The organism is Siccirubricoccus sp. G192, assembly GCF_019084075.1.
In the GTDB taxonomy this organism is placed as follows: Bacteria; Pseudomonadota; Alphaproteobacteria; order Acetobacterales; family Acetobacteraceae; genus G192.
The window spans coordinates 188,358-214,192 of sequence record NZ_JAHREN010000002.1 but is presented as its reverse complement, the minus strand read 5'-3'; the positions used below and the strand labels follow the sequence as shown (position 1 = coordinate 214,192).

The window sequence follows — 25,835 nt, the reverse complement described above, 5'->3', positions numbered from 1 at the left end:
GACGGTTGCTCTTGGTCGAGGCTGCCGTGTCGCGGTGGAAACGCGTCATCGGCAATGGGCTACGCTCGCAGACGGACGGGCGCCAAGCGACCGAGGTGGCGATTGCCGCCGACGTGCTGAATCGCATGCTCGAACTCGGACGGCCGGAGTACGTCCGCATCGCGTAACGCGCAACGCAGGTAAGGCCCAGTGCGTCCACGCCGATGACCCGTGCAACACGGCCACACTGAAGCCACAATGGCGCTCGGCTGGACTGTATTACAGCGCAATCCAACGCCCAGTTCATTCTTCGATGGTTTCCAAAACGGAGAAGATGTCGGGGCGGCCGCCTACTCCCTCAAGCATCATGATGACTTCGGCGATGCTTTCAATGGTCCTGCTGGCCTGGGCACCCCGAAGATACCCGGTTTCCTGGCGCAGGATCTCCACGAACGAGGTGGCCCAGCGCGACCGATCTGCGACCAATGCCCAAGGGTCATGTTCCCTGACCCTAAGCAGGCCTACCATGGCGATGAGTGCATACTTCAGCCGGCTGCCCGAAATACGCTGCCTGGTCAGGCGCCGCAGGATTCCCATCAGCCCAGCGGCCAAGTGGTCCATGTCGAGTTGCGAAAGGATGCGCGACGTTGCCGCCGGGCGCGACATTATGCCAGCGAGCAAACCCAGCCCATTATTGAGCGAACTTGCATCGGCAAGCCAGTCGAGCACCCTGGGTATTAGTTCGATCAGATCGCCTGGCTCGCGTACCACCCGCCCGGCACCATGCATGACGACAGTCGTGCTTGCGACAGGTTCGAGGAACACGTGCCTGCGGTTCTCGAGAACGCACCTTACGGCGCCGACAATCTCCCGCACCACTTCCGCCGGGCAGCGTTCGTACATCCAGGTAAGCGCCAGCAGCGGACCGTTGTTGGCTAGGCCTCGCTGCCGCGCAACCTTCTCCATGAGGTATTTGGATAGCGCCTCTGCGGCCCGCTGAAGGTTGACTAGGGCGACGTGATCCAACGCCGGCGGCAAGTCTCCGTCGCTGCCAATGGCGCGTAGGCGAGAACCGTCCTGTGCCCGGGGACTCCACCGTATGGTGTCGGCGAGCTCGCTGATATCACCCGGCCGGCCAACATCGAACCGCGCCAACAGGTCGCCCAGACCCTCCCGGCCAGGCATGCCTTCCCAAGCCAACATGCCCGCCGGCTGGTGAACGCGTTGAGGCACAACAGGCCGCGGCTGGCGTAGCGATGCCAGAATTTCATCGCCCGACCGACTCTCGCGCTCCAGCGTCATCCAGTCCAGTCGTACCGGGTTCCGGGCTAGGTAGTCCCAGCTGGCCGAGCTAATTGTCAGCGCTGCCCAACCCTGCGCCGGACGTTGCTTCAGCTGGATGAGGAGGTGTTCTTCGCCATCCGGTGCGGGCACTTCAGGGGTTACCCAGCGTCGGATCTCATGCTGGCCCTTGCGGAGGAAGAACTGGGCTGTTGCCATGCCGCGGCCCCATACCATGTTCCTGATGGGCGGCGAGACATACTCCCTGTTGCCCGGGACAATGGCGCCAGCCGGTATCAGGTCCTCGAACACCGGCTCACCTAGCCGCAGCACGACAAGCGCCACCGGATCGAGCCGGTCAAGGTAATGCGGCGCGCCGCGCGCGATCCGTCGCGCTGCCTCCAAGCAACCCCTGGCCGAGGTGCCGGAGGCAAGGATTTGTACCGGAACGGTCAACTTCCCCAAGACCGTTCGCAACCATCCGTGGTGGCGAGCGGCAAGAGGCGTCGATAGCAGGACAATGTCGGCCGCCAGGTCTCCGAGTGCATCTACTGATCCGGCCCGTTGCGGCAGCACCCCGGTTGCTGGCGCTCGCAGGAGCCGCCAATCAGCATTCTCGAGGCGGAAGACCTCCGTCTTCAGAACAGGGCAGGGGGCGAACAACTGGTCGTCCTGCAGACGGGGGCGCCCTGACAAGTCGGTCAATGTCAGGCCATTGGCTTGCGCGATGGCCTGTTCGGCATCGTCATGCAGCCCCTGGAGCCCGAGGTGAGGTGCGACAACTTGGCCAAAGCCTGCACGCTCCGGCACCAGCACGTGGTCTTCGGCCGGCAGGCGGCGCAGCGTGAGGTACTGCAATTCCGAACCCATCTGAAACATGCTGCAGGCAGGCTACCCGCATCTTGTCGCGGGCCCCATGCCCCTCGGGTGTCCCCATCCAACCAAGCAGCATGGCAACTGGTCGCCAAAGCAAGGTGACCCTCGGTCCCTTCGCGCGCGTCAGTGCCCCGAGCAGCTCCTGCTGACGCTCCTCGTCCATCTCTGGCCGGTCAGGCATGCAGAAGACGAGGTCTTGCGCATGCCTGGTCAGGGCGTCGGTGGCAGCGCGCAGGTCGGAGGCCCATGAAGGAACCGGCGCTCCGCCGAGAAACGCCGACCAGAGGGAGGCCAGCGGCCTCCGCAGCCTGGGATGGCCAATATCGCCCCAACCGCCGCCGCGCCCGATGGGGGAGTGCATGGCCTGTGGACCACCGACGGCCACAGCCTTATGCGTTACGACGACCGTTGCGTGGCCACCTTCTACCAGGTCGGCGTGGCCTTCAGGCGTGGCCTCGCCGTCTACCCGCCAGCCCCGGCAGGCGTGGTCACGCCAACCATCCAGTTCGAGACCCGCCATGCGTCGCATTACGCATGCTCCCCGAGTACCTGCCGGAGAATGACCTCGCGCAGGTTGGAAATGCCGTCAGCCAAGAGTTGGCCGGCGGTCCCCAGCGTCAGGCAGGACACCTTTCCGTTCGTGATGCGCTGTGCCGGCAGCCCACGCCCCGTCGGGCGCAAGGTGATCCCACCCAGCAGGTTTTCCCCTCTGCCTTGCGCCAGCAATGCGCTCACCTCGTGTGTCTCGCCCGGCTCAAGCCCGCCATCGGCGCTCCACAAGGGCCAGATTGCCCAGCGGCCAAGGTCGTCCTGCCGGTCCGGTCGGCCCACCCGCAGCCAGATCGCCGCACCGAAGGCCGCAAGCCTGGTAGCGCGGGAAAACTGCCGGTAGGCAATCTCGAGCACTGCCTGCTGCCGTTGCAGGAAGAAGACGGCTATCGGATTGACATGATCAATCCAGCAGCCTCTCTCCTGCTCATCACGGAAGACAATGGCGGACAGAGCAACGGGCTGCGCGCCCGGGATGGACTGAACGGCCACGATGGTGGCCAGCGCGCTCAGTTCCTCCCAAGAGCGAGCTTGCCAGCGCCACAACTCATCCAACGCACGGTGGCGCCGCAGTAACTCGTGCCATGCCGCCCAGACCTGCTGGTAGTGCCAATTGCTCTGCAGGACGAAGTTCGGTGTCACGTCAGGACTGGCCACCTGGACGCCGAGCGCCCGGAGATCGCGTGCCAACCGCCCACATCGCTCGTCATAGGTCCGAACCTGGTGGACGCGGGCCGAATCGGAACGCTGGTGCCGCTGCACATAGTCATGCGCAATTTCCGCTGCGAGCCGCGCATAGCTGAGCAGAACCCGGTTTTCGAGCGTGTTAAAATTCTCTTCCCGCACGACGGCCTGTAAGCGCTGACGGTCGCCGGCGCGCTCAGCGATGGTCTCCCCAGGCTGCCGGGCCAGCCAGAGCATCGTCTTCCGGTCCATCTCCTGCACTCGGGCCAGCGGCAGCATGCGTGAGGTGCGCCGCAGCACTCGCCTCGGCGCCTTGCAAAGATGCTCCAGGACAGGGGGGTAACTCGCGCGCCTGCCGCACGATGAGATCCATCTCAGGTTCGGCCTGGGTCCCGTGCAGCCAGATATCCTGGAGGCACTGCCACATCGCGGCGGGTGTCGCCAGCGCCTCCTCGACCTCCCGGATGCGGGCCCAGACCGCCTTGACGCGGTCAAGCAGTGCCGTGGCGCGCCGCTGCGCGTCGTCGTCCGGCACAAGGCTGTCGGATGGGCGTTCCGGCAGGCAGCGCCAGTCGAGCAGGAAGCCGTTGCCGTCGGCAGAAAACGCCTGGGGCCCGCTATGCCGCAGCGGAAGCGGCAGCGCGGTCACCTGCCTGCCATCGGGGATCCTGAAATCGGCCTCGCTCTTGCCGTGGTGGTCGCGTGCATCAACACGAACCGCCTTCAGATCGTCCACGCACAGCCATCCAGCCACTTGCGGAGACAGCGCTATGTCAAGGCCCTCCGCCTCCACGTAGCGCGACGCGGTCGTGTCCAGCCCGGCCCAGGGGCGATTCCAGTGCTGGATGCGCATGCCTAGGACCGGTTGCGGTCCAGGCCCCGCCAGTTGAACTGGCTTATGCTGCAGGAAAGCATATCACGTAGGTGGTTGGCGAAGCCGCTGTCGTGCAAGTCGCCCCGCAGCAGCGCGACGATGTCTTCGAGCGCCCTTCCGTTGTCGCCCTCATCGATCATCACGCCCCGGAGCTTAGGCAGGATGCGGAACTCGACCTGGTCTGCAAGCGCCTCCTCGATGCGCAGCTTGCCCGCGGTACTTTTTGGGTGGTTTACCACATAGGCCATCACTGCCTCGTTCAGTCGGTGGCCGAAGGGACGGCCGCATCGGCGCATGATATCCGCCAGGCGGTTGATGACCTGCTGGACCTTCTGCGCCTCGGTGTGATCAATGCGGTCCGAGCCGCGGATCCACTTCCGCCAGTTCCGGAAGTCGATTTGCCCGTCCGCAGAACGGGTCTGCACGATGCGCTCGTTTCCGACGGGATCGAAGGTGGCAGGGGCCGGAAACTGCAAGACGTTGCTCCGGTCAAGCACCTTGTCCGACAGCGAAAGGGTGCTTTCATCATCGTTCATCGTGCCGACGAACAGCACGTTGTGCGACGGGAAGAGCGGCACGCTGCCTCCCTTTCGTCCTCGCGTATCGAGCGGCATCGCGGCCTGGTGGCGCGCCTCTAAACCGATGTCGGCGCTCCAGCGTGGGCGGATCTCCAGCCGGCTGAGGAATTCCGAGAAGTAATACTCCACCCTGGCGAGGTTCATTTCGTCGAGCAGAACCAGTAGCATCCTGTCGCCCAGCGGCTCTCCGCAGAGCCCCGAGGTGTTGTGCGGGTCCATGTGGACCAGGGCGCGGGCCAGGTCGGTGGCGCGGTAGCGCTTCTCGACGTAGTTGTAGAAGCCGAGCAGATCCTGCGGGCTGTCCCAGCGGGGCTCCACGGCCATGGGCAGGAAGCTCATGCCCATGGCTTCGGCGTAGCGACGGGGCAGCAGGCTCTTTCCTGTGCCGGAGACGCCGGCGAGCACCGTCAGCTGGGCCACCTCGTTGATCTTAAGCGAGGTGTGGAAGGCGTCGACGGTACGTGGGTGGTATTGCAGCCCATGCTGGCTGAGGTTCTTCCGCACCTCCTCGATCGCGGCAGACTCTTCCTGAACCGGTCGTGGAGTCGTGCCATGGATGGCAAGGCAGGCCGGAAGCCGGCGCAGGTCGTCGTCGCCGTCATCATCCGCTGCCGGACCCGGTCCGCCAAGTTGGCCTTGCGCCTTCTTGATCTCGAGCTCAAGCGCAGCCTTGCATGCCGCCAGGGCTTCTACTTCCTGGCGTATCTTTTGCAGATCGCCTATATTGGCCTGCAGTTCGGTCAGTTCCTGCTGCGCATCCGCCACCGCGGCTTTGGCCTCTCCCAGCGTGCCAGCCAGGCCCTGTCTTTCATCCCGGAACCGTTCGTTCTCGCGCATCAGCTGAGCGCGGTCGGCGGCCAAGGCCTGCGCTTCCGCCCTCAACGGCTGAAGCACGGCAATGTCGGCCTGCAGCGCTCTCTTCTGTTCCAGCATTGTCGCGAGTCCCGCCTCCAGCCCTGCACGCGCGGCGCGTTGCTTCTCGTGCTGCGCCGTGATGCGCGTCAGTTCTTCCTCTAACGCCGCCTTGCGCGCCGTGAGCAATACCGTCTCCTCGCGCGCCGCAGTCAGTGTCGCCCGGTCGTTGCGCAGTTCCGCCAGCTCTCCCTCAAGCTGCTGCCGCGCACCGCGCAACTGTTCGACATCCCGGCGCAGCGCGCCGATGTTGTTCGGCAGGCCCGCAAGCTGATCCTCTGCGGCCTTCAGTGCGGACTCGACGGCCTCTTTCTCGGCCTTCCTGGCTTCTAGCTGCTGCCGGATCTCGGCGTCCTGCAGCGCGGTATCGGCAGCTCGCCGCTTCAATTCCTCAATCTGCAACTCGGTATCGGCCATCGCGGCCATCTCGGCTCTCACCGCCTCGAGCTGATGTGTCAGTGCAGCAACCTCCGCCGCAATGCGGTCCCGGTCGAGGATCCGGCGCTGGATCTCTGCCAGCTCAGCCTGATTCTCGGTGATCTGGCCGATCAGGGCGCTGTTGCGTTGCGTCAGGTCCTCCAGCCGCGTGGCCTGGGGCAGCCGCGCAAGCCGCACGTCAAACCACCAAGTGACACCGGCCATGGCCATGATCAACAGCGCGAGCAGCAGCGTGCCCACAATGGTCAAGAGCGGGTAATGCTCGGTCATGCTCATGACTAGCGATCTCCCCCGCCGCTGGTCGGCATCGCGTTCCCGGCAGTGGGCGGGATGCTGGCATTGGTTTCAGCGGAATGGCGACGAAGCTCGGCCAGGCGCATTTCGGCCTGTGTAAGGCCGGCGAGCACCGCCGTGCGTTCTTGGTCCAGCGCATCACGCTGCGCCTTCAACCGCACGAGCTGGTCCGCCAGTTCTCCGCGCAAGCGCTCCTGTTCGCTGCGCGCGACGCGAGCGCCCTCCGCCACCTGCTGTGTCCGAACCAGGTCGGCCTGCGCTTGTTCCTTGCTGCTCCGCAAGGCGGCAAGTTCCGCCCGTAGGGAGGTCAATTGTGCCTGAACCTCGGTAATGGCGCGCGTGATCGTCTGCCGTTCGGCAGCAAGATCCTGCAGCCGCGAGCGTTCGGCCTTTGCGGCATCGATCTGCCCGACCAGGGCGATCCGTTCCTGCAAGGCCGCCTGGCGACTCCGTTCGGCCTCTTCGTATGCGGCCTGCAGTGGGGCGATCCGGCGCTGCAGGTCGGATTCTTTCCGCTGGGCGGCCTCGCTGGAAGCCTGGATGGTCGCCTGCTCGTCGCGCAGTCGCTTGACCTCGTCGGCCAGACGACGCCGCTGGGTTTCAATCTCGTCCACCGCGGCCTGGGCCTGCTTAGACCGATCCTGCAATGCCTGGAGAGCGCGCTCCGCCTCGACGTGCCGCGCCTCCGTCGAGGTAACCTCCAGGCGCTGAGCAGCAAGAGCGGCGCGCTGCGTTTCCAGTTCGCGCTGCGCGGCCGCAGCGTCCTGCCGCGCCTTGTCGAGAGCCCGGGATGCCGCTTCAGCCTGGCCCTCTGCTTCCTGGCGGGCGGAAGCTGCTGCACGGGCCGCCGCATCCGCGGTGTTGCGCTCTGTCTGCAGGCGGCGCAGGTCTTCCTGGGCCGTCGCGGCGTCACGCCTGATCTTCTCCAATTCCCCCTGGGCGGTCTGGGTCGCCGATCGCATGCGGTCGAGCTCGGCCGTCGTTCGTCGCAGGGTCGCCACGGCATCGCCCCGCGCAGCTTCCGCACGACGCTGCGCCTCAAGTGACTGCTCCCTTTCGGTCACGGCCTGGTCGCGCTGAAGCTTCAGCGGGTCGAGGTCGCGCGTCTCGCTGCGAAGTCCTTCGATGCGAATCGAGAGGCCTTGCGCCTGGCCGTTCAACGCCGCAATCTGCGCCTGCACCTGCTCGAATTGCGCCAGTTGCGCCTCGACCCGCCCGCGCTCGGCGCCGACAGCCGTCCGCTCGCGCGCGATTTCCTCCCGCGTGCTGTCGAGCCAACCCTGTTGACGGAGCACGAGCCACAGGTTGGAGACCAGGAGCAGGATGGCGCCCGCGGCGGTGACGGCGGCCAGGGTTGCCGCCCGGCGCCAGACTGGCGGCTTGGCGTCAGCCACACCCAAGGTCACGTTCGACGAGGTCAATGCCGGCGCAGGGCAGCATCGACGCGTCTCTCCCAGTCGCTATCGAAGCCGTCCTTGCGCCGCGGCGCCCGCCCTGCGGCCTCCTCCAGGCGCACCAGCGGCGCGATCCGGCACCCGCGGATGAAGCTCCGGTCGCCGACGACAAGGCAAAGGGCACGAGCGCGGCTGATGGCGACATTCAGCCGCCGATGTTCCCTCTGATAGAAGCCCAGGCCCCGGGTCCCGAGGCCAGGACCGACCACGAGCGAGAACAGCACCACATCGGCTTCCCCGCCCTGGAAGCGGTCGATGGTCGCCACCTTGACAGAAGCCCGCTCGGTCGCGCCGAGCGCCGCGTTCAGCCGGCGCATCAGCAGGGCGACCTGTGCATTGAATGGTGAAAGGACGCCGATGCTGCCCTGGAAGCCCCGATGCCTGATCATGTCCACGACCTCGCGCGTGATGGCCTCGGCCTCGGCGTGGTTGACGTTACCGCCATCCTCGCGGGTCGGCTTGCCCTGGATGTCCAGCCAGTCAAGCCCAGGCTTGAACCCGTCCGGCCAGCGGGCCCTGCGCTCGTCATGCGCCGCCACCAGGCGTCCGTCGTAGAACTCGTTATTCAGGTAGTCGACGATGGCGCGGTGGGAGCGGAACTGATCGGCCAGGAAATGCAGGCGCGAGCCGGGTCTTGAAGCGGCGAACTGGAACAGCGAGTTGGTGCTCTGGGCCACCCGGTGGCGGTTTTTCCCGCCTAGGCCAGCCACGTCCATCAACGCGTGTTCCTGGCGCAGGGAAAGCTGCGGGATGAAGCCAAGCTGCGCTGGGTCGCCCACCACGACAGCGCGGCTGGCCCGGCCGAGAAGCGGAAGGGATGAGGCGATATCGCACTGACTCGCTTCGTCGAAGATCACGTAGTCGAAGAGCGCGGGCAGGAGAGGTATGCGTGAGGCGGCGGACAGGGCGCTGACCGCCCAGACCGGCCGGTGGCGCAGCACCATCCTTGCCTCCGCCTCGGTAAGCTGCGCCGCCTTGGAACGGTCGCTGAAACGGAAGGCTTGCAGGCCGTCTTCCAGCGCGCTGCGCTCTTCGCTGGCGGGGCGGGTCATGCGTCCGTAGGCAGCCAGGGCGATAGCGGCGGCCCTCGCGGCCGCTTCGGCCATCTCGTGGTAGGCGGTAGGCGTTTGTGGCGCGGAAAGGCCTTCCAGTTCCTGGCGGAGGGCGGCGAAGCGTTCGCGCGGATCGATTGGTTGGCTGGTTACCTCGGGCCTGCCGAAGCGTGCCATCAGGCGCCGCAGCATGCCGGCGAGTCTGCTCTTCCAGCGCCTAGCCCCGGGTACCGCCATGTCTGGCATGGCGTAACCGAGCCGCTCGACCTGTTCGGCAAGGGCTGAAAGTTCAACATGCAGCGCGTTCCGGTGAGCAAGCCGGAGCCTCTCGACCAGCAGGCCGTGCGCCTTGTCCTGCGCCTCGGTCAGCTGTGCGTCCGCTTCCGGGGCAGGCCGCCTCAGCTCGCTCTCTGCAAGCTTCCGCCATTGCTCGAGCATGTCGGTGTCGCGGTCCCCCTCGCTGTCTCTCGCGCGGGTCAGCAGGGGGCAGTCACCGGCAATCTTCTCAACGCGTTCCTCGATCTCATCCAGCGCGCGATGGTTCCTGGATACGACCAAGGCTGTTCCGCCGGCCTGGACGATGGAGGCGAGCAGGCCGAGGATCACCTCGCTCTTGCCGGTTCCGGGCGGCCCCTGGATTACGGTCAGCGGGCCGGCGAGCGCAGCGCGCGCCGCCTCGTATTGCCGATTGGTAAGCGGGCGGGGGCCGGCAGGGATGATCCCGTCTGCCGGCGCAGGGACCGTGTTGTGCAGCACCGTGCCGAGGGCCGTTGCGCCAAGCTGCGCTTCGGCCCAGCTGCGCAGGTTCTCCAGGTCGCGTTCGGCGCCCTGGGTAAAGCGTGCCTCGGAAGGGAGGAACAGTGCCGCCGCGTTGTGCAGCCCGTCACCCTGCAAGGCGAGAGAGGGGGCGAGCCGGGCGGGGCGCAGCGGCGCGCGGGCGAGGGTTGCCACCGCATGACCCAGGCGCAGCACCACCTCGTCGAAGGCAACCTCTTCGCCTTCGGGGAAAAGCTGCTCCTTGATCTGCTCCACCGTCAGGGCACGGATGCGCGTCCGGATAGCCGAGAGCCACCGCGGATTGAGCACTGGTTCGGTGGCGAGGACCTCGACGACCAGGTCCTGCCTGTCGAAGCGGTAGACGGCGGGCAGCAGCAAGGCAGGGACGACGCCAGCGATGCCGCCGTCCTCGAACACGCTAACCGGATAGCCGACGGCACAGGCCTGCCCATCGCGCCGGCTCAGGGCTTGCCGAAACATTGGCGGAAGGCGCTCCGCATCGAATCGCAGTACGCTGCGGTGCCACCAACGGCCGTCGGCGGCGAATACTTGCCATGCTTCGCCGTGCCGGTCCTCGCGCTCCTCGACGGCGCCGCGAGGGTCGAGCCGTTGGGTCGAGGCATAGTAGGCGAGCAACTTCCGCCAGTCGGATTCTGCCGACAGGGCGTTCGCCTCTTGGTCCTCTCCGGCGTCACCTGCCGCAGCCGCGGCCGGATAGAGATGCCCGATGATGGCTGCCAGCGCCGTTTGCGGCGGCTGGTCATCCCGCGAGCGTGCCCCGGGTGGCGTAGATGCACCAGACGCCCGGAACTGCGTGAGTTGCCACCTGCCGCCTGCCCGGACCTGAGCGATGCCGCTCTCGGCAAGCCTGCCGAGCGCCTCAACGATTTCCTGCGAAGTGAGGCGCAGCCCGGTCCGGCGCAGGCGCCATAGCAACTGGTCATTGGTCATGCCTGCAGGCGCCAACTCGAGCAGGCGGGCGAGCGTCTCGGCGTAGCTCATGAAACGATCATTGGACGGAATAACGGTATGGCCCTCTGACGCGGTGCCAGGGAGCCACGCAGGGCGGCGATCTCAGACCATTGTGCTGGTTTGTTCGAACGTCGAAATCCTCGGCGAAGACGGCCCAGCCCGGAAGCTTCGGCGACCAGGATACGACTTCGACCTTCACGTACGCGCCAATGAAGCCCCTGGATACCGTCTGCATACTGTGTACCTACGCGCCCAAATAGGTTAATAGCAAATATTGAATTCAATCATAAGGCGTAAGGCCCCATTTCGCCACGCTGTGGCAGATTTGGCGCATTTGCGGCCGCGTCCACGGCAGGCCGGCCCTGGCCCAGCGTCTCCAAGGCCGGACCCGTGGCCCCAACCACGCGCGGCAGCGGCTGACACGCCTCTGCTGCCGGTATGAGGCTGGCGAGTGCTGCCGTGATCGTGTTTCAGCACCCAATCGGGATCCCACCCTAAGCCCGATTTCCGCAGCAACATCAGAGCCATGAAGCCGATTCTGATAGAGGGGTTCTGTCAGGTCTCGCGCCAGAGGCCCTCGGCTTGGCCGTGCGGGCGGCAGCGGGTAGGCTCCTGACGTGCTGACAGACGGCCGGGGTCCTGGAAATGGAGTGCATCGGCTGTGGCTCGGCTGCCATCTCGGAACGGATTGGCTGCACCGCTCAGGGCTATCGGATTGCGGTTGAGCATCTCGGCGGCGATGCCGGCTTCACCCTGCTGGGCCGGCAAGCTGCGGACGCGCAGCTTCGGTCCGATGATCGCCTTGTGGCGCCCGACCGTGGTCTCCGCGAGGCTGCGACGGCCGTACTCGATCGCACTCTGCCAAGCCATGCGGCCCTTCTCGGCGATGAGCCGGATGTGGCGATCGCGCTGGCTCTGCGCCTCGGGGCCCTCCGTGCCCGGCACGGCCGACGTACGTGGCGGGATGCCGACCTCGGGCAGCGGATCGGGCTGGTGGTCAGCAATGGCCCGGTACACCGGCTGGCCATCATAGGCCCCGTCCGCCGCCACGGACGCGATTTCGCCCTCGATCTCCTCGAGCAGCGCCGGCACCTGAGCGGCGTCATCGGCGCCGTTGTCGGTCAGCAGGCAGGCGACGATCTCGCCGGTATCGGCGTCCACGGCGAGGTGCAACTTGCGCCAGGACCGGCGTGTCCAGCCATGCTTCTCCGCGTCCCACTCGCCCTGGCCGAACAGCTTCAGGCCGGTGCTGTCAATCACCAAGTGCCTCGGACCATGCGGGATGGCCCTGGGCTGGCGTCCGACGAAGGCGCAGCTGCGGCGGGACAACGTCGTATGGTAGCTCCTGCCCGAGCAGTCGCAGCATTCTTGCGGCGAAGCCCTCGACTTGGCGCAGTGCAAGGTGGAAGACGAGCCGCAGCATCAGCACCAGCTCGATCGCCGCATCCGAGCACCAGGCCTGGCCCCCGGGAGTGCTTCGCCGCGGCGCCTGCCACCCCGCAGTGCTGGCCTCATCGAGGCAGAGCATCAGGTCACCGCGCCGCCGTAGCCCGGCCTCGTAGGCCGGCCAGTTCCGGACCCGGTAGCGGGCCTTCGGAATGCGATGGCGGCGGGTGGCATGGCGCTTGAATGGCATGCCCGAGACCGTAACGGCTCAGCCGCCGGACGGGCTAACAGGTCCGGGTCCCGCCGCCTCCCTGCACCAACGCTACCCGGAGCGGCATGCGGGCCGCTGCGGCCCGTGGCCAGCGCGCCGGCAACCCCGGCCTGCGGGCACGCGACCCGGCAGCGATCCAGAAGCTCTCGGAGGCCCGGCGGGCGGCCTCTCTGCGGCGGCTGATCAGTGAGGCGGATCGCTGGCTGCCCAGCGTGCACCGGCTGCGGGCGGATGGCCATGCCTGGGAGGAGGTGGTGCGCTACCTGAATGTCCGGCGCGGCGCGGGCGAGCCGGCCTGGAGCGAGGAGCGCCTGTTGCGGGCAGTGCGGCGCTTCCAAAGGGGATGCATGCCGAGCTTCTGAATTTGTTGCGTGTAGCGGGTGAGGCGTCATACCATGTTCTGGTTGAAGTGCGGCGCCCGGATCGGTGATCTGATCGGGCCTGCTCACTCACTGGCCTAGATAGGGCGAGCGGCCGCATGGATCTTCTGGGCGAAGCGCGAGAGAAAGAGCAGCAGGACATCCGCCAGCGCCGATCCCGCCTTCAACTCGTATGGCAGTGATGGGCGCGCTCAAGCCTCTGGGAGCATCACCCAAGCCTGTTGCGCCCGCACCTATCGAGGAACTTGTGGCCGAGTTGGCGCAGGCTTGCGTGGCCGCTGCGCCGGTCGTCGTCCTGGGCAGCGGCGCCTCCATGCCGCACGGCCTACCGGGCATGGGCGCGCTGGCGAGCCACCTGGTCGCGAGCGGACCGGCGCTTCCAGACCGTGAGCATTCGGATGCCTGGAACACGTTCGTGTCCAAGGCGGCGAGCGCAGACCTGGAGACGGTCCTGACGACGGTTCGCCTGCCTGAGGCGCTCACGCGCCATATCGTGGAGGCGACCTGGGATCAGATCGCGGCAGCTGACCTGCGCGTCTTCGAGGCGGTTGTGCGCGATCATCGACACTTGGCGCTAACGCGTCTTTTTCGGCATCTGCTGGCGAGCACGCACACCGACCTGGACCTCGTCACGACCAACTACGACCGGCTCGCGGAGTACGCGGCGGACGCCGGCGAGCTGTGCCACTCCACCGGATTCGGCCACGGTCACCTACGGTTCCGCCACAAGGAACATCCGCTGAGGTTCACGCAGAACAAGAAGCCTGCCCGTACCGTGAACATCTGGAAGGTACACGGCTCGCTGGACTGGTTTCAGGGACCGACCGACAGCGCGCCCGTAGGTCTGCCCCTCATGCCGGCGCGGCTGTCTGGGTACTCGCCCTTGATCATCACGCCCGGCATCGAGAAGTTCCAAAAGACCCACGATGAGCCGTTCCGGACGATCCTGGCGAACGCCGACCGTGCGTTGCAGCGGGCGCGAGGCTACGTGTGCATAGGTTACGGTTTCAACGACAGGCACATCCAGCCTAAGCTCATCGAGCGGTGTGCCGTCGAGCCGGTGCCGCTTGTGCTGCTGACACGCACCATGACGCCGGCCGCACGAGAGTTCGTGCTGGGAGGCCAGTGCCGGCGATACCTGGTGCTGGAGCAGAGTACGGCAGGGACACGGGCCTACTGCCCCGACTACCCAGCCGGCGCCGAACTGCCGACGCCGGACCTCTGGACTCTTCACGGGTTTCTCTCGCTGGTGATGTAGGTGAAGTCGTGAGCATCTTCGATTTCGACGATGGCGAGGCGCTGGGGTCAGTCCTATCGGTGGACACAGCGACGGTTGTGGTGCGCGTCGACGACGTGGAGCGGCTTCGGCAACTCCAGGTCAATCGACTGGCCATGCTGCGGAGCAGCCGGCCGGGCCAGCACCTGATTGGCGTGATCCAGAAAATTACGCGCAGCGCCGCCGAGCCTAAGGCGCACACCCGCGCCGATGTAGGCGAGGAGGACGAGGAGTCCCTACCCGAGGTGAGCCTCGCCCGCATCGCGCTCATTGGGACCCTGATCGATCGTGTCGGACAGGAGCGCGACGTTTTCCGGCGGACGCTCGAGACAGTCCCGGAGATAGAGGCGCGCTGCTTCGCAATCGAGGGCGAGCGGCTGACGCGCTTCATGCGCGTGATCTCCAGCATCTCCGGCGACGGCCATAAGCTCCTCTTGGGGCACTACACACTCGATGACCGAGCCGAGGCCTATCTCAACGGCAACAAATTCTTCCAGCGGCACGCGATCATCGTGGGTAGTACGGGCTCCGGGAAATCCTGGGCGACGGCCCGCATCCTCGAACAGGTCGCCGCGCTGCCCAATGCGAACGCCGTGGTGTTCGACATACACGGGGAGTACGGTCCCCTCGCCGGCGCGGGGTTCCGGCACTATCGCGTTGCGGGCCCCGCGGACCTGGACCAGCCGCGAGCGAACGATGATGGAGTCTTGTTCCTTCCCTACTGGCTCCTCGGATACGAGGCGCTCGTCTCGATGTTTGTCGACCGAACCGACCAGAACGCGCCGAACCAGGCGATGGTTATGGCTCGCGCAATCATGGATGCAAAGAAGGCATACCTGATCTCGATGGGGCAGCACGCGCTTTTGGCTAACTTTACCATCGACAGTCCCGTCCCATTCAGCATCGAGGACGTCATCCGGACACTGACCAGCCTGAACACCGAGGTTGTGGAGGGCGCGCGCGCTGGTGCGACGAAGCAGGGCGACTTCCATGGCAAGCTGAGCCGGATGATCCAGCGCCTGGAGAGCAGGCGTTCGGACAGGCGACTGGCGTTCCTCTTTGGGGCAGGGGACACCTCCTTTGAGATGGGCTGGCTGGAACGGCTGGTCGCGGCGCTTCTCGCAAGCGCACGCGGCCAAGCCGATAACGGTGGCGGCATTAAGGTGATCGACTTCTCGGAAGTCCCGTCGGACGTGCTTCCTGTTATGGTCAGTCTCGTCGCCAAGCTGGCGCTCTCGGTACAGCAGTGGGCACTGCCTGCCGTGCGCCACCCCGTGGCGCTGTTCTGCGACGAGGCGCACCTCTATCTACCAGACCGGTCCGGTGGCAGCGCCGCGGACGAGGTCTCGGTGGGCATCTTCGAACGGATCGCGAAGGAGGGCCGGAAGTACGGCGTCGGCTTGGTGGTGATCAGCCAAAGGCCGTCCGAGGTTAACAGGACGGTTCTTAGCCAGTGCAACAACCTTTTGGCGATGCGGCTCACGAACGGCGAGGACCAAAGTGTCATCCGGCGTCTCCTGCCGGACAGCCTTGGGGGCTACGGCGACCTTCTGCCCGTGCTGGACACCGGCGAGGCGCTTGTGGTCGGCGACGCGAGCCTGCTTCCAAGCCGCATACGGCTGGAGAAGCCGACGCACAAACCTAACAGCGGAACGGTCGACTTCTGGGATCGCTGGGCGAGCACCGAGGTGCCGGAGAGCCTCGCGCCTGCAGTGTCAAGTTGGCAACGTCAGACGTTCAGGACATCATAATCGTGTCGCCGCATACCACGTCGCGCTCACAAAAATTATGCGTAGTGGCTCAGGAACAGGTCTCCAGCCGTCCAGCGGCGGCGTAGGGTGGCAGATTGCTCGCCCGACCTGCCGGACTTATTGCTTTCGTCTACAATCCCAAACCAGCCAACCTGGAGCTTCCACAGAGCGATGAAGGCGCCTCGCTGGACCGCCGTCAGTCAGTCTGCTTTCGAGTGGGAGCGGGAAGCCCTCGACTTCCTGCGCGACCACCTGCCTGACCACGAACCATGGCGCGCTTGGTCGAACTTCGAGTTCATCGATGACGACGGGCGAGTGAACGAGGTTGACGCTCTCATCTTGACCCCGGCGTGCCTCATCTTGGTAGAGGTGAAGTCCCGGCCGGGCACCGTTCGAGGAGATGCTTATAGCTGGACATGGCGAACCGAGGGGCGGGAGGTCTCGACTGACAATCCGCTTCCCCTCGCGAACAAGGAAGGCCAAGCGCCTGGCTTCTGTCCTCCATCGACAGGAGGCTCTCAGCGGCCGCCATGGCGCCCGCATCACGCCCTGGGTTGAGCCGTTGATCTTCCTCTCTAAGGTGGTTCAACGTCCCACTCTGGACCCTGGCACCTCGAAGCGCGTTGTCCTGCGCGGGGAGCCCGGTAAGCCCGAGGATCCCGGCGTCATAGGCACGTTGCTCTGCGCAGACGAACTCGGCTTTGGTCGACGGGGAGCAGTTGACCCGGCTGCGGCCAGGCAGATCACGAGGGCTCTCGAGCAGGCAGGTGTCCGTCCGCCGGGACGTGGCCGCCGGGTCGGCGACTACGAACTCGAACAGCTCCTCGGCGAGGGCGACAACTGGCAGGACTTCGTCGCGCGGCACGCAGCCACGGGCGTCAAGCGCCGCATCCGGGTCTACCCCTACGCCCGTGCCACCACGCCGGAGGCACGGGACCGCCTCGCTCGCACCGCCCAACGCGAGTCCCGCGTCCTAGAGGGTCTGGAGCACCAGGGCATCCAGCGCGTCCTCGACTACCGCGAGGCCGAGCTCGGACCAGCGCTCGTGTTCGAGTACGACCCGGACGCGCTCCGCCTGGACCGCTTCATGTCTCGGCGTCTCGAGAAGCTGGCCCTCACCGAGCGCCTAGACCTCGTCCGGCAGCTGGGCGAGGCGATGGCTTACGCGCACGGGAAGCGGCTCTACCACCGCGGCCTGGCGCCGCAGAGCGTCCTCGTCCGGGATGTCGACGGTGCCTCCCCTCGTCTTCAGATCACCAACTGGCAGGTTGCCAGCCGGGCCGAGGGAAGCACCGCGAGCGCCATCATGACGGCCGGGACCCTGCACGTCGAAGACCACATAACCGACCCCTCCAAGATCTATCTCGCGCCCGAGGCCGCGACGGCCGCAGACGTCGGCGCCGCTCAGGCCGACGTCTTCTCGCTCGGCGCGATTGCGTACCACCTCCTCTCCGGCCGACCGCCGGCCGGGAGCCCGCTTGAGCTCCCGGCCAAGCTCCGGGAGGGGAACGGCCTGCTCCTGTCCGGCGCCATGAACGGCGTCGGGCGTTGGCTTGAGGAGATGGTGCGGGCCGCTACCACCCCGGTGGTGCGCGACAGGCCGCGCGATGCACGCGAGTTCCTGGAGTATCTGGCCGAAGCGGAGCGGGAGGCCGCACCTCAGGAACCCGCGCCGGCCTTCGTCACGGATCCTGCCACGGCAGCGCCCGGCGACCGCCTGGAAGGCGATCTCGTGATCAAGCGGCGTCTTGGGCAGGGCGGCAGCGCCTACGCCTTCCTGGTCGAGCAGGAGGCCACTGGCGAGGAATTCGTCCTGAAGGTCGCGCTCGATGATGCGCACGCCGATCGCATCCGGGCCGAAGCCGACGTCCTGCGCCCCCTCCGTCACCCGAACATTGTCAGGTTCGTCGCCGACACCACGATCGCTGGGCGGCCGGCCATCCTCATGGAGCGCGCCGGCGAACGCACACTCGCCCAGTGGATCCGCGGTGGAGATTCGCCGCTCTCGCTCGACCTCATGCGGCGCTTTGGCGAGCACCTCCTCTCGGCCGTCGAGTACCTAGAGGGGGACGGCGTCGCCCACCGCGACGTCAAGCCCGACAACATCGGCATAGCGAAGGCGGCTGCAACCGGGGCGTACCGGCTCGTCCTCTTCGACTTCTCCCTGTCGCGGGCGCCGCTGGAAAGCGTCACGGCCGGCACCAGGCCCTACCTCGACCCGTTCCTCGTCGACCGCCGCCCACCGCGCTGGGATCTGCACGCTGAGCGGTACGCCGCGGCGATCACGCTCTACGAGATGCTGGTCGGCACGCCGCCCACCTTCGGAGACGGCCTGACCGAGGCACGCTTCATCGAGGACGAGGCGACGATCGCCGTCGACCGCTTCGACCCGGCCTTGCGCGACGGCCTGGAGGCCTTCTTCCGGCGTGCCCTGCGCCGCGACCCCGCCGAGCGGTTCGGGAACGCGGAGGAGATGCTGCGGGCGTGGCGGGCGGCCTTCTCGCCGCTGGATCGTGCGGCCGCCGTGGCCGACAGCATCGAGGTGATCGCCCCTCGCTTGGATCGGACCAGCAGCATTGCCGAGGTCGGCTACGGGGTCGAGGCGCGTGCGGTGCTGGACCAGATGGGCATCCACACGGTCCACCAGCTCTTGGGCGTGCCCCGCCTCCAGTTCCGCTACCTCACGGGCGTTGGCGACCGCATCCGGAAGGAGATCCGCGAACGCGCCAAGCGCCTCGCTGAGCTGCGCCGCGACCTCGTCCCCGGCGGCATCACCGAGGACGACGGTGGCCGGGCCACCCTGGACCGTCTGGCGGAGCAGCTGCTGCCGCGTCGCCCGGCCGGCGATGACCGTCCCGAGGACCGCATCCTCGCCTACTTCCTCGGCATCGACGATGACGCAGCATCCTGGGCCAGCGCCGGGCAGGTAGCCGCCGCCGTCGGCACGTCCCGCGGTGCCGTGGCCGAAGCCCTTGAAGCGGCCAGGACCCGCTGGCACAAGAGCGCCGACCTGAACGCCGTACGGGGCGAGCTCAGCACCCTGATCGAAAGGGCAGGGGGCGTCGCCGCGGTCGACGAACTCGCGGTACAGCTCCTCGGCTCCCGCGGCTCGGTCAGGGAGGACGATAAGGAACGCATGCGGCGCGCGCGCGCGACGATCCGCGCCGCCGTCGAACTCGAGGCCTCCGTCACCCCGACCCGCTTCGTCTCCTACGCCGAGGCGAGGCCCGAAGCCTCGGCCGTCCTCGTCTCCGCCTCGCCGGAGAATGCCGAGTACGCCCGGCGCCTCGGCCGCGCCGCGGACAAGCTCGCCGCGGAGACACCGCTGCCGAGCCCCGGCAGGGTGGATGACGAGCTCGGCGTCGTCCCCGTCCCGGAAGGCGCCAGCGCGCTGACGGCGGAGCGCCGGCTGCGCCTCGCCATTGCCGTCTCGGCCGGCGCCGCCCTCTCCGCGCGTGGCGAGCTGTACCCGCGCGGCATGAAGGCGCTGGGGGCACTGAAGCTCGCCCTCGGCACGCTCGCCAACATCCGCGCTCTCAGCGAAGCCGAGCTGCGCGCCCGGGTCCGCGGCCGCTTCCCCGAGGCCGAGGACCTGCCGCTCCGCCCCGACCTCGATGCCCTGCTGGAGGAAGCGGGCGCCGAGGTCGACTGGCGCGACGCCGGCCCAACCGACACCGGGTATTACAGCCGCTCCATCGCCGACAGCGGCAGCGGCACCGCGACGCTGATCCGCCACGCCACCTTCGCCCCGGCGCAGGAGGCAACCCCCGATGTCCTCGCCGCCCGGGCGATCGAGGACAAGATCGTCTTTGCCGCCGACAAGGGTGTCTTCCTGGCGCTGACCGTCGAGCCCCGCCGGGCCCGCGATGCCGAGGCCGAACTTCTCCGCCGCTTCCCGCGGGAGGTCGTCAGCCTTGAACGCCTTACGCTCCACGCCATGCGCGCCCGGGCCGAGGAACGCCGCATCGCCTGGCCGAAGGCGCTCATGGCGGACGCCGCCACGCGGGACAGCGCCGACTTCCGCAACCTCCTCCGCCTCGCGGCCGAGGCGGCGCCGCGCGTGGCGAGGGAGGTCCTCGCCCTTCGGCAGCCGGCCCTGCTGACCCGTCCCGGCCTGATCGCCCGCTACGACCTGATGACGATGCTGGACGAGTTCTCGCAGGCCTCCGGAGCCTCCGGCGGCCCACCCAGCCTCTGGCTCCTCATCCCGCAGGCCGCGCCCGGCCGTCCCGAGATCGACGGCGCCATCCTGCCCGTCATCTCCGCCGCCAACTGGACCCGGCTGACGGACCCTTGGCTGGCCAATGCCCATCGCGCTGGCGGCCGCTCCGCCGCCTGACACATTACGCTTGATGTCTTGCGTATGACGCGATACGTATTAGCGTGATCCGGAGCTTCGGCGACAAGGCGACCGCGCTTGTGTTCCAGGGCGGCCTGCCTCGCGGCATGGCACGGGACCTGGCCCAGGTCGCGCGCCGCAAGCTGGCGATGCTGGACGCAGCGGAGCGGCTGGACGACCTGCGCGTGCCGCCCGGCAACCGGCTGGAGGCCCTGCGCGGCGACCGCGCGGGCCAGCATTCCATCCGGATCAACGGGCAGTGGCGCCTGGTCTTCGTCTGGCGCGACGACGGCCCGTATGAAGTCGAGATCGTGGACTACCATTGAGGAGGCTCGCCATGACGACACGCGTGAAGCCCCGAGGGAAGACCATGGGGCCGATCTCCCGCAGCGACCTTGATGCCGGTCGCGTGGACCTGGCCGAGGTGGACAGCGGCGGCCGCCTTGGTCCTGTCCACCCTGGCGAGGTGCTGCGGCACGAGTTCCTGGAGCCGCTGGGCCTGTCGGCGCATGCGCTGGCCCTCGCGCTGCGCGTGCCGGCCAACCGCATCACGGCCATCCTGGGCGGGCGGCGCGCCATCACGGCGGAGACGGCGCTGCGCCTGGCCCGCCACTTCGGCACCACGCCGGCCTTCTGGCTCAACCTGCAGAAGGCCCATGAGCTGGAAGTCGCTGAGCAGGAGGCCGGAGCGCGGATCCGCGCCGAGGTCACGCCGAGGGCTGCGGCCTAGCATCTGTCGGGCTGCCGCCTCCGTCCTGCCGGAGCGGCGCCGTCAGGTTCAGCAGGATCGCCGGACGGGCGCTGCCTGACGATTTCGACACCAACAACGAATACCAGGGGACCGGGCTGGCAGATGGTGAATACGGAGCGGCTGCTCGATGATCTGAAGAAGCTGAGGAAGAAGCTGGAGGCCGATCTTCGTGGCCATCATGCGTCCTCCGCCGGCCGGGCCGCGGTCGAGGCCGAGTGGCAGGAGGCGCGGGACACACGGCGCACCGCCGACACCTTCGAAACCTTCTTCGGCGCTGCGGTGGACCAGACCGCGGTGCACTGGATCCTCGCCCTCGTCTTCCTCCGCTTCCTTGAGGACAACAGCCTGCTGGACCGCCCGCTGATCTCGGGCGTCGGGGAGCGCCTGGAGCTCGCACAGATGCGGCAACGCGAGCATTTCCGCGCTCACCCGACGGACAGCGACGCCGAATACCTGCTGGCAATGTTCGGGGAGGTAGCGCGGCTTCCTGGTCTCCGCGGCCTCTACGACCCCGCCCACAATCCTCTGTTCCGGCTGCCCGTCTCCGGCGACGGGGCGAAAGAGCTGTTCGACTTCTTCCGCCAGCGCGGGGCCGAGACCGGGGCGCCGGTGCACGACTTTGGCGACCCGGACTGGAACACCCGCTTCCTCGGCGATCTCTACCAGGACCTGTCGGAGGAGGCACGGAAGCGCTTCGCCCTGCTCCAGACGCCGGACTTCGTGGAGGCGTGGATCCTCTCCCGCACCCTCGACCCGGCGATCCGGGAGTTCGGGCATGAGCAGGTGCGGATGATCGACCCGACCTGCGGTTCGGGCCACTTCCTGCTGGGTGGCTTCACCTGGCTGCTGGAGGAATGGCGGCGCCATGCGCCGGAGATGCCGCCGGCTGCACAGGCGCAGAAGGCGCTGGATGCAGTGGCGGGGGTGGACCTGAATCCCTTTGCCGTGGAGATCGCGCGCTTCCGGCTGCTGGTGGCGGCGCTGCGTGCGGCGGGCGCGCAGCGCCTGGCCGCCGCGCCGGATTTTCGGTTTCAGCTCGCCACCGGCGACAGCCTGCTGCATGGGCGGCACTTCGCCCGGCACGAGTTGGGCGGGACGGAGGAGGGCTTCCGGCGCGTCCTGCGCCACCACTACGCCGCGGAGCAGACGGAGGCGGTGGAGGCCATCCTCGACCGCCAGTATCACGCCGTGGTCGGCAACCCGCCCTACATCACGCCGAAGGACGCGGCGATGCGGGACGCCTACCGCGAGATCTACGAGAGCTGCCACATGAAGTACGGCCTCGGCGCGCCCTTCATCGAGCGCTTCTTCGATCTGGCGCAAGCGGGCTCGCGCGCCCAAGGGGCAGGCTTTGTTGGGCTGATCGTCGCCAACAGCTTCATGAAGCGGGAGTTCGGTAAGAAGCTGATCGAGGGCGTGCTGCCGCAGCTGGACCTGACGCATGTGGTGGACTGCTCCGGCGCCTACATCCCGGGCCATGGCACGCCGACGGTGATCCTGTTCGGGCGGAACCGCGCGCCCCTGGCATCGGTGGTGCGGACGGTGCGCGGGGTGCGGGGCGAGCCTTCGGCGCCCGAGGACCCAGCGCGTGGGCTGGTCTGGTCGGCCATCGTGGCGCAGACGGACCAGGACAGGTCCGAGAGCCCCTTCATCAGCACCGAGGACACGCCGCGCGCAACACTGAACACGCATCCCTGGAACATGGGCGGTGGCGGCGCGGCGGAGGTGCAGGAGGCGATTGAGGAGGGCCGGCCAATCCTTGCAACTCTGGATCCGGAGATCGGGTTCGCGAGCTTTACCGGTGCTGATGATGTGCTAACTGCTGCAAGTGGGACCTATGCTCGGCACGGTGTGCCGACCGTCATTGTTCGGCCGCTCATCGGCGGGGATCAAGTTCGTGATTACCGTGTGTTGGCGGGCGATGAAGCGCTCGCCCCATACTCTTCAGAGCATTCGCTCTTGCCGCTCGGTGAACTGGCCGGTGCTCAGAATTTTCTATGGGCGTTCCGCGTGCCCCTTGGAGGGATTGTCTCGTTTGGAGGAAAGACAAAAACGGATCTTGGTGAACCATGGTGGGGTTGGTACCGCTGGGTCCCAGAGCGATATCGAAATCCCATAGCGATCACCTTCGCATTCGTTGCGACACATAACCACTTCGTCCTCGACCGCGGCGGCAAGGTGTTCAACCGTACAGCGCCAGTCATCAAGCTCCCGACGAGTGCGACGGAGGACGACCATCTTGGCTTTCTCGGTCTCCTAAACTCATCTGCTGCTTGTTTTTGGATGAAGCAGAATTTTCAGAACCGCGGCGATACAACAGACTCACGCGGCGCGCGAACGACAGGTACCGACGAGTGGGTCAACACATATGAATTCACTGGTACAGGCATTTCAAAATTTCCCCCTAGCTGACCGGCCCATCGACCTCGCCCGCGCCCTCGACACCGAAGCGCAGCGCTTCTCGGCCAAGCAGCCCACCGCCCTCTGCGCCAGCGCGGTACCAACCCGCGAAGCCCTCGCCGCTGCCCGCGCTGAGGCCGAGGCATCCTGGGCGAGAATGATCGCGCTCCAGGAGGAACTCGACTGGCGCTGCTACCGACTCTACAGCCTGAACGACGCGCCGCCGGAGCACCCGGACCCGCCACCGCTTCGCCTTGGCGAGCGCGCCTTTGAAATCGTTATGGCCCGCCGCATCGCGGCTGGGGAAATGGACACGGCGTGGTTTGAGCGTCATCGCTCCACCCCCATCACCGACCTGCCCGCCCACTGGCCGACCGACTACCGCGCTGTGGTCGAACGCCGCATCGCCCTAATCGAATCCGACCCCACCATCGGCCTGATCGAGCGGCCCGAGTACAAGCGTCGCTGGCAGTCCGAGCCTTGGGAGAAGATGGAGCAGGACGCGCTCCGCACCTGGCTGCTCGACCGGCTGGAAGACCCGCGCTTCTGGGACGTCGCCGACCCGCGCATCGTCGCCACACGTAGTCTCGCCGATGCGACGCGCGCCGATGCCGAATTCCAGTCTGTCGCGGAGCTCTATGTCGGCCGCGCCGGCTTCGACCTCGAAGCCCTGGTGGCAGAGCTAGTCGCGGCTGAATCCGTGCCCTTCCTCGCCGCCCTCCGCTACAGCGAGACGGGCCTGCGCAAGCACGCGGATTGGGAAGCAACCTGGGAGAAGCAGCGCGCCGAGGACGCTATTGACGCGGAGCTCGCCGCCCTCCGCAACGAATTCCTCCGCGCCGCCTGGTCGCGCCAGAACGCGCGCGGCGAGGGCGAGGCCGCCGAAGCCTACGCCGCCCGCATGGCCGCCGGCCTCGGCGCCAAGCCCGTGCAGAAGGCTGCCGACGCTGCCATTGCGGCGGAGGCCAAGCGCCGCAAGGCGGCGGAGGTCGGCGACATCCCCGTGCCACCAAAATACAAGTCGGCCGACTTCCAGTCCGCGGGCTTCTGGGGGCTCCGCGGCGGCCTCGACGTGCCGAAGGAACGCTTCGTCTCTTTCCCCCACTGCGCCCGCGACGCCGACCCCAGCCTGCCCACCCTCTGGGCCGGCCACGACCACCTCGCCCGTGCCCGAGCGCTCGCCTCCCTCTACGTCGAGCGGCGGGATACGGATGGCTGGTCCTCCGCGCGGCTGCTGCCGATGCTCGCCGGCCTGCTGGAACTCGTCCCCTGGCTTCGGCAATGGCACAACGACATCGACGCGGAGACCGGGCTGCGCATGGGCGACTACTTCGCCGGCTTCATCGAGGAGGAAGCGCGCGAGCGCGGCCTGACCATCGACGACCTCCGCAACTGGACGCCGCCCGCGCAAGCCCGGCGCAGGCGTGCCCGGAGGTCCGCGGCATGAGCGACACCACCCGTCCGCTGCTCCGCGACCTCATCACCATCCCGGAGCGGGTGCAGACCAACGACTTCGTCCTGAAGCTATCGGACGGCGTCACCGAGGCCGGCGCGGCCGAGACCATCAAGAGCTACGTCGTCACGACGGAGCTCGCCAAGGCCTTCGATAAGGCGCTCGGCTTCATCCAGGGCGCGGTCGAGGGCGGCAAGAGCGCCGCCTGCTACCTCCACGGATCTTTCGGCGCCGGTAAGTCGCACTTTATGGCGGTGCTGAACCTGCTGCTGGCCGGCCACGCCAAGGCCCGCGGCGTGCCGGAGCTCGCGGGCGTGGTGACGAAGCACGACCGCTGGCTCGGCGGGAAACGCTTCCTGATGGTGCCCTACCACATGATCGGGGCGAAGGACGTTACCAGCGCCATCCTGGGCGGCTACGCAGCCCATGTCCGCAAGGTCGAGCCAACGGCGCCGACGCCGGGCTTCTACCTCGGCGAGAAGCTGTTCGAGGATGCCCGCGGCCTCCGCGCCAAGATGGGCGACGATGCCTTCTTCCAGCACCTGAACGAGGGCGCGGCCGCCAGCGACGATGGCTGGGGCGACTTCGGCAACCAGTGGGACGCCGGGTCCTTTGAGGCGGCGACGCTCGAACCGCCGGAGGGCGAGGAGCGGCAGCGCCTGGTTGGCCGGCTGATCGAGGCCTACTTCAGCAACTACGCCGGGGTGGCGGCGACGCGCGGCGAGGCCTTCGTGGACCTCGACGCCGGACTCGCCATCATGAGCCAGCACGCCAAGCGGCTCGGCTACGACGCGGTCGTGCTGTTCCTCGACGAGCTGATCCTGTGGCTGGCCAGCCGCGCCGGCGACGTGGACTTCGTCAACGACGAGGGTTCGAAGCTGTCGAAGCTGGTAGAGGCGCAAGACACCAACCGGCCGATCCCGATCGTGTCCTTCGTGGCCCGACAGCGCGATCTGCGCGACCTCATCGGCCAGCAGCACGCCGGCGCGCTCCAGGTACGCTTCTTCGACACGCTGAAGTACTGGGAGGCGCGATTCGACAAGGTCCTGCTGGAGGACCGCAACCTGCCCGTGATCGCCGAGAAGCGCCTCCTCGCGCCGAAGTCGGA

The 25,835-nt window shown here is 67.3% G+C and carries 17 protein-coding genes and 1 pseudogene; 10 read left to right on the top strand and 8 right to left on the bottom strand.

The window, feature by feature from the left end; genetic code table 11:
- Positions 1–26 precede the first annotated feature (26 nt).
- A complete protein-coding gene (locus KSF81_RS27550; RefSeq protein WP_217382063.1) occupies positions 27–167 on the top strand; it encodes a hypothetical protein in 141 nt (46 codons plus the stop codon).
- Between the two features lie 115 nt (positions 168–282).
- Here the strand turns inward: KSF81_RS27550 and KSF81_RS27545 are convergent, their stop codons facing one another.
- The 7 genes and pseudogenes from KSF81_RS27545 to KSF81_RS27515 form a co-directional block, all read right to left on the bottom strand.
- Positions 283–2,130: a hypothetical protein gene (locus tag KSF81_RS27545; protein ID WP_217382062.1), complete on the bottom strand. Its 1,848-nt coding sequence runs from the start codon at positions 2,128–2,130 to the stop codon at positions 283–285.
- Between the two features lie 534 nt (positions 2,131–2,664).
- Positions 2,665–3,606, bottom strand: a complete 942-nt coding sequence (locus KSF81_RS27540; protein ID WP_217382061.1) for a hypothetical protein — start codon at positions 3,604–3,606, stop codon at positions 2,665–2,667.
- Positions 3,566–4,105, bottom strand: a complete 540-nt coding sequence (locus tag KSF81_RS27535; protein WP_217382060.1) for a hypothetical protein — start codon at positions 4,103–4,105, stop codon at positions 3,566–3,568. The genes KSF81_RS27540 and KSF81_RS27535 overlap by 41 nt, the downstream gene beginning before the upstream one ends.
- A 119-nt stretch (positions 4,106–4,224) precedes the next feature.
- Positions 4,225–6,447 carry an AAA family ATPase gene (locus KSF81_RS27530; RefSeq protein ID WP_217382059.1) on the bottom strand — a complete coding sequence of 741 codons (2,223 nt, stop codon included), beginning with the start codon at positions 6,445–6,447 and terminating at the stop codon, positions 4,225–4,227.
- Between the two features lie 2 nt (positions 6,448–6,449).
- Entirely contained in the window at positions 6,450–7,886 is a 1,437-nt protein-coding gene (locus KSF81_RS27525; protein ID WP_217382058.1) for a hypothetical protein, read from the bottom strand.
- On the bottom strand, positions 7,883–10,750 hold the full coding sequence (locus tag KSF81_RS27520; protein ID WP_217382057.1) for a DEAD/DEAH box helicase: 2,868 nt from the start codon (positions 10,748–10,750) through the stop codon (positions 7,883–7,885). The genes KSF81_RS27525 and KSF81_RS27520 overlap by 4 nt, the downstream gene beginning before the upstream one ends.
- Positions 10,751–11,437: 687 nt before the next feature.
- Positions 11,438–12,356, bottom strand: a pseudogene (locus KSF81_RS27515) (IS5 family transposase); the annotation flags it as partial.
- A gap of 86 nt (positions 12,357–12,442) precedes the next feature.
- Here KSF81_RS27515 and KSF81_RS27510 point away from each other — a divergent pair.
- From KSF81_RS27510 to KSF81_RS27470, 9 genes are all read left to right on the top strand, one after another.
- Complete coding sequence (locus tag KSF81_RS27510) at positions 12,443–12,739, top strand: hypothetical protein (protein ID WP_217382056.1); 297 nt, start codon at positions 12,443–12,445, stop codon at positions 12,737–12,739.
- A gap of 199 nt (positions 12,740–12,938) precedes the next feature.
- Complete coding sequence (locus KSF81_RS27505; protein WP_217382055.1) at positions 12,939–14,015, top strand: SIR2 family protein; 1,077 nt, start codon at positions 12,939–12,941, stop codon at positions 14,013–14,015.
- 8 nt (positions 14,016–14,023) lie between these two features.
- On the top strand, positions 14,024–15,784 hold the full coding sequence (locus KSF81_RS27500) for an ATP-binding protein (RefSeq protein ID WP_217382054.1): 1,761 nt from the start codon (positions 14,024–14,026) through the stop codon (positions 15,782–15,784).
- 171 nt (positions 15,785–15,955) lie between these two features.
- Positions 15,956–16,342 carry an NERD domain-containing protein gene (locus KSF81_RS32580; RefSeq protein ID WP_217382053.1) on the top strand — a complete coding sequence of 129 codons (387 nt, stop codon included), beginning with the start codon at positions 15,956–15,958 and terminating at the stop codon, positions 16,340–16,342.
- On the top strand, positions 16,230–20,123 hold the full coding sequence (gene pglW, locus KSF81_RS27490; RefSeq protein WP_375293386.1) for a BREX system serine/threonine kinase PglW: 3,894 nt from the start codon (positions 16,230–16,232) through the stop codon (positions 20,121–20,123). Before KSF81_RS32580 ends, pglW begins: the two co-directional genes overlap by 113 nt.
- Before the next feature lie 44 nt (positions 20,124–20,167).
- The gene (locus KSF81_RS27485) at positions 20,168–20,449 is read left to right on the top strand and encodes a type II toxin-antitoxin system RelE/ParE family toxin (protein WP_217382052.1); all 282 of its coding nucleotides are present in this window, start codon (positions 20,168–20,170) and stop codon (positions 20,447–20,449) included.
- An 11-nt stretch (positions 20,450–20,460) separates the two neighbouring features.
- Positions 20,461–20,853 carry a HigA family addiction module antitoxin gene (locus KSF81_RS27480; RefSeq protein WP_309139774.1) on the top strand — a complete coding sequence of 131 codons (393 nt, stop codon included), beginning with the start codon at positions 20,461–20,463 and terminating at the stop codon, positions 20,851–20,853.
- A gap of 123 nt (positions 20,854–20,976) precedes the next feature.
- Complete coding sequence (pglX, locus tag KSF81_RS27475) at positions 20,977–23,286, top strand: BREX-2 system adenine-specific DNA-methyltransferase PglX (protein ID WP_217382051.1); 2,310 nt, start codon at positions 20,977–20,979, stop codon at positions 23,284–23,286.
- A complete protein-coding gene (locus KSF81_RS27470) occupies positions 23,243–24,721 on the top strand; it encodes a DUF7008 domain-containing protein (protein WP_217382050.1) in 1,479 nt (492 codons plus the stop codon). Before pglX ends, KSF81_RS27470 begins: the two co-directional genes overlap by 44 nt.
- A 77-nt stretch (positions 24,722–24,798) precedes the next feature.
- Here KSF81_RS27470 and KSF81_RS27465 read toward each other — a convergent pair whose 3' ends face one another.
- Positions 24,799–25,707: a hypothetical protein gene (locus KSF81_RS27465; RefSeq protein WP_217382049.1), complete on the bottom strand. Its 909-nt coding sequence runs from the start codon at positions 25,705–25,707 to the stop codon at positions 24,799–24,801.
- Positions 25,708–25,835 lie beyond the last annotated feature (128 nt).